General features: G+C 70.1%; 3 protein-coding genes. 2 read left to right on the plus strand and 1 reads right to left on the minus strand.

The features are described from left to right. Positions 1 to 221 precede the first annotated feature (221 nt). Positions 222 to 2,054, plus strand: coding sequence for a fatty acyl-AMP ligase (locus tag KIH27_RS20910; protein ID WP_214094894.1), 1,833 nt, complete (start codon positions 222 to 224; stop codon positions 2,052 to 2,054). A gap of 56 nt (positions 2,055 to 2,110) precedes the next feature. Here the strand turns inward: KIH27_RS20910 and gjpA are convergent, their stop codons facing one another. Then, a complete protein-coding gene (gjpA, locus tag KIH27_RS20915; protein WP_214094895.1) occupies positions 2,111 to 3,145 on the minus strand; it encodes an outer membrane porin GjpA in 1,035 nt (344 codons plus the stop codon). 392 nt (positions 3,146 to 3,537) lie between these two features. Between gjpA and KIH27_RS20920 the strand changes: the two genes are divergently transcribed. Continuing rightward, a partial coding sequence (locus tag KIH27_RS20920) for a fatty acyl-AMP ligase (RefSeq protein WP_214094896.1) occupies positions 3,538 to 4,891 on the plus strand: 1,354 nt, incomplete at its 3' end.

Raw genomic sequence — 4,891 nt, forward strand, 5'->3', positions numbered from 1 at the left:
CCCTCCTCGCGGCTTGACAACCTATAGGAGCATCAACCACTGGCCCGGACGCCGACTGGCCGGACGCTCTCGCGCACACCCGGCACGCGGCCATGTTGTCGCGGAGAGGCGGGCACAACGGGCATCCCCACCTCCCCGACCGTCGCCGCTGCCGATACCGTGGGGCATCCCCCGCTTGGCGCCGCGACCCGCCCGGTCCGCACGACGATTCAGGTGATCACATGCCGGCAGACGAACCCGCCACCGCGACCACCCTGGTGGATTTGCTGCGCCGCCAGGCCGAAAAATACGGCGACAAGGTCGCGTTCCGTTTCGTGCCGGACGGCGAGACGGAGCACTCCGCGCTGACATTCCACGAACTGGATCTGGCCGCCCGTTCGATCGCCGCCGGCCTGCAGGCACACGGCGCGGCCGGCAAACGGGTGCTGGTGGTGTGCCGCCCCGGCCTGGACAGTGTCGCCGCCTACTTCGGCTGCCTGTACGCGGGTGCGGTCGCGGTGCCGGTGCAGGACCGACTGGGGCGGCTGACGCAGATCGTGCCGGATGTGAAGGCCGGCTTCGCCCTGGCCGACGAGGAGATGCAGACCAAGCTGCGGCCCACCGTCGACGGTCTGCTCAAACGGCCGCTGACCTGGCTGGCCCCGGACGTCTCCGTCGGTGACCCGGACGCCTGGGTGCCACCGCAGATCGACGGCGAGACGACCGCGATGCTGCAGTACACCTCCGGGTCCACCCGCGCCCCCAAGGGCGTCGTCCTCACCCACGCCAACCTGCTGGCCAACCTGGCCGCAATCCAGCAGGCGTGGGGCGGCAACGACACCGACGTCGCCGTGTACTGGTTGCCGCAGCACCACGACATGGGCCTGATCGGCGGCATCCTGGCGATGGTCTACACCGGTTGCACCACGGTGCTGATGTCGCCGGCGCACTTCATCACCCGCCCGCTGCGCTGGCTGCAGGCCATCTCCCGGTACCGGGCGACGATGACGACTGCCCCGAACTTCGCCTACAACCTGTGCGTGGAGCGCAGCACCGAGGAGGAGCGTGCGGCACTGGATCTGTCGTGCTGGACGACGGCGATGAACGGCGCCGAGCCGGTGCACGCCGCGACGCTGCGGGCGTTCGCCGACGCGTTCGCCCCGGCCGGCTTCCGCGCGCAAGCGTTCATGCCGGTGTACGGGCTGGCCGAGGCCACCCTGCTGGTCACCGGCGGCTCGGACGCCCCGGAGCCGACGATCCGCCACATCGACCGGACCGCCCTCGGCGAGGACCGGGTCGCCGACGCCGATCCCGGCGACGACACGGCGGTGGAACTGGTCGGCTGCGGGCGGGTGCGCGGCGGACAGCAGATCGTGATCGTCGACCCGGAGACCCGGCTGCGGCGCGGGCCCGACGAGGTCGGCGAGATCTGGGTGACCGGGCCCTGCGTGGCCCACGGTTACCGCGGCAAACCCGAGGACACCGAAGCCACCTTCGGCGGACATCTCGCCGACGACGGGACGGGCCCCTACCTGCGCACCGGGGACCTGGGCTTCCTGGCCGACGGGCAACTGTTCGTCACCGGCCGCTGCAAAGACCTGATCATCATCCGCGGCACCAACTACTACCCCAACGACATCGAGAAGACCGTGCAGACCAGCAGCCGCGCACTGCTGGCCGGGCGCGGCGCGGTGTTCTCGGTGGAGCCCGTCGAGGGCGCCGGCGAACGCCTGGTCGTGGTGCAGGAACTCAACCGCCAACTCGCCGCCGCGATCCCCGACCTACGGGCACTGCTGGTCGCGGCCCAGTCGGCCATCGTGCGCCATCACGGGGTGCGCGCCTATGCGTTGATGCTGGTCGAACAGGGGGCGATTCCCACCACCTCCAGCGGCAAGATCCAGCGCCGCGCCACCCGGCAGCGCTACCTCGACGGCGAGTTCACCGCGCTGGCGCAGTGGCAGGCCCCGCCCGGATCCGACGACGACGCCGCCGGCGACCCGGCGCTGGCCGCCCAAGCCGCCGCGGCAATGCAGCAGGCGGTGGCATTGCAGTTCTGGAAGTCGCGGCAGGGCTGAGCGCCGACGACAACGGGCACCCTCTCGCGAGGGTGCCCGTTGCCGCGGAGCGGTTCTTACGGTGCGGGAACGTCCACCGCCGGCAGGCTGCCGTCCAGCCATGAGGTGAAGATGTTCTCGATCATCGTCATGGCACCCCCCGGGCCGACGCCGAACCCGTCGACGGTGAGCGGGAACCCGCCGACACTGGCGGACAGGCCCAGCGCGTTGAAGAGCGACCCACCGACCCCGTCGGCGCCGCTCAGTGCCCCCGGTTCCGGATTCAGCTCACCGAGGGTGTGCCCCGGGTCGAGCAGGCCGCCGAACGCCAGACTGAGCGCGCTGAGGTCGAGCGATTTGGTCAGGCTCTCCGGCAACAGCGAGGTGAGTGTCGGGATCAGCGGCGTCAGGTCGAGGGTGTCGCCGTTGAGCAGGCCGTTGACCATGTTCGCCGGGATGTTCACCATCTCCTGCAGCGCCGCGGTCGTGTCGGCGACGTGCCCGCCGGCGGTGCTCAGGTCCGCGCTGATCGCCTCGAAGCTGTTGATCAGCGACACCAGCGGCGCCAGGCCGGGGCTGAGCGCGCCCCAGATCTCGCCGCTGATCGGCGAGGCGGCGAAGTTCACCAGCGGCACCAGGTCCTTGAGGTCGTTGGCCACCAGCACGCCGCCGTCCGGAATCCCCGCGCCCGCGTCCGGCGGGGCGGTCAGGATCGGGAAGACGAACCCGTGACCCAGCCCGTCGGTGGAGTCCAGGGCGAACCCGGACATCGGGATGATGAAGTTCTTCTGGTCACCGCCGAGGAAGCTCAGCGCGTCGGACAGCTGCGTCGGGTCCAGCTTGCTGAAGTCCGCGTGCTGCAGCGCAGTCGACAGCGCTTCACCGGCGTCCTTCGATGCCGCCTGCAGCGTGTCGAAGTTGGTCTTGGCGGTGTCGAAGGCGTCCGTCCAGGCCTGGGTGAAGTTGATGTCGCTGAGGTCGACGGCGGTCAGTGCCACATCCGGTGACAGGTGCACGGCTGACAGCGCGGGTGCCGCCGGGGCTACCGCAACCATGCCGGCACCCACCAGGGCGACACCGGCTGTGACGTAGGGACGTAGTGCGTGGCGCATGGGTACATCTCCTGACTTTCAGTAGTCCCGCCTGGGTTGCAGGACGACTAATCAGAGAAGTTACCTTAGAGTCAGCCAAAAGTGAACAAGATTCAGTTGATCGGATCAAATTTTGTAACGGGTTGCTGAAGCGCCCAGGCCAGCCCGCCGCCGGCCCGGCCGGCCGACGTCGCACCCGTCGAGAGCAGCAGCTATCGAAGATACCCAGTCCAGATGTGCACCTCGTCATACCCGTCAGCGCTTTGCTTACAGGCGTTAACATCAAACAAGCCTTCTCAGAACGAACCTAGTTCAGGATAGAACGTCATCGAGACACCTCTCAGCCGATACGGTGGGGTTGCCCGGCCTGGCGCCGTGCCCGGCGCGATCCGCACGATGGTGGAGGTGACCACATGCCGGCCGACGATGCGACTGCCCCGCACACCCTGGTCGACCTGCTGCGCAACCAGGCCGAACGCTACGGCGAGAAGGTCGCGTTCCGGTTCGTGCCGGACGGCGAGACCGAGCATTCCGCGCTGACGTTCCACGACCTGGATCTGGGTGCGCGCTCGGTGGCGGCCGGGCTGCAGGCGCACGGCGCGGCGGGTAAGCGGGTGCTGGTGGTATGCCGGCCCGGCCTGGACAGCGTCGTCGCCTACTTCGGCTGCCTGTACGCCGGCGCGGTCGCGGTGCCGGTGCAGGACCGGCGGGTCCGGTTGAGCATGATCGCGCCCGACGCCCGTGCCGGGTTCGCGCTCGCCGACGATGATCTGCAGGGCAGGCTCCGCCCGACGGTCGACGGCCTGCTCAAGCGCCCGCCGATCTGGCTGGCGCCGGACGCCTCCGTCGGCGATCCGGACGCCTGGGTGCCGCCGCAGATCGACGGCGAGACGACCGCGATGCTGCAGTACACCTCCGGGTCCACCCGCGCCCCCAAGGGCGTCGTCCTCACCCACGCCAACCTGCTGGCGAACCTGGCCGCGATCCACGCGGCGTGGGGCGGCGACGACACCGACGTCGGGGTGTATTGGCTGCCACAGCACCACGACATGGGCTTGATCGGCGGCATCCTGGAGATGGTCTACGTGGGCTGCACGACGGTGTTGATGGCGCCGGAGGCGTTCATCATGGGACCGCTGAGCTGGCTGGCGGCCATCGCGCGGTATCGGGCGACCGCGACCACCGCGCCGAACTTCGCCTACCAGTTGTGCGTGGACCGCAGCACCCCCGACGAGCGGGCGGCCCTGGACCTGTCGCACTGGAAGTACGCGATGAACGGCGCCGAACCGGTGCACGCCGGCACCCTGCGGGCGTTCGCCGACGCGTTCGCGCCGGCCGGCTTCCGGCCGGAGGTGTTCATCCCGGTGTACGGGCTGGCCGAGTCGACGCTGCTGGTCACCGGCGGGTCGGACACCCCCGGCGCGACGATCCGCCACATCGACCGGACCGCCCTCGGCCAGGATCGGGTGGTCGACGCCGACCCCGACGACGACGGCGCGGTGGAACTGGTGGGTTGCGGGGTGCCGCAGGGCGGCGCCGAACTGGTGATCGTGGACCCGGAGACCCGGTTCCGGCGCGGGCCCGGCGAGGTCGGCGAGATCTGGGTGACCGGGCCCTGCGTCGCGCACGGCTACCGCGGCAAACCCGAGGACACCGAAGCCACCTTCGGCGGGTACCTGGCCGACGACGGGGCGGGCCCCTACCTGCGCACCGGGGACCTGGGCTTCCTGGCCGACGGGCAACTGTTCGTCACCGGCCGCTGCAAAG

Source organism: Mycolicibacter acidiphilus, assembly GCF_018455725.1.
In the GTDB taxonomy this organism is placed as follows: Bacteria; Actinomycetota; Actinomycetes; order Mycobacteriales; family Mycobacteriaceae; genus Mycobacterium; species Mycobacterium acidiphilum.

What these genes read in the sequence shown, in the direction of transcription:
- KIH27_RS20910 (WP_214094894.1), top strand. Translation starts at nt 222, where the DNA reads ATGCCGGCAGACGAACCCGCCACCGCGACCACCCTGGTGGATTTGCTG.
- gjpA (WP_214094895.1), bottom strand. Translation starts at nt 3,145, where the DNA reads ATGCGCCACGCACTACGTCCCTACGTCACAGCCGGTGTCGCCCTGGTG.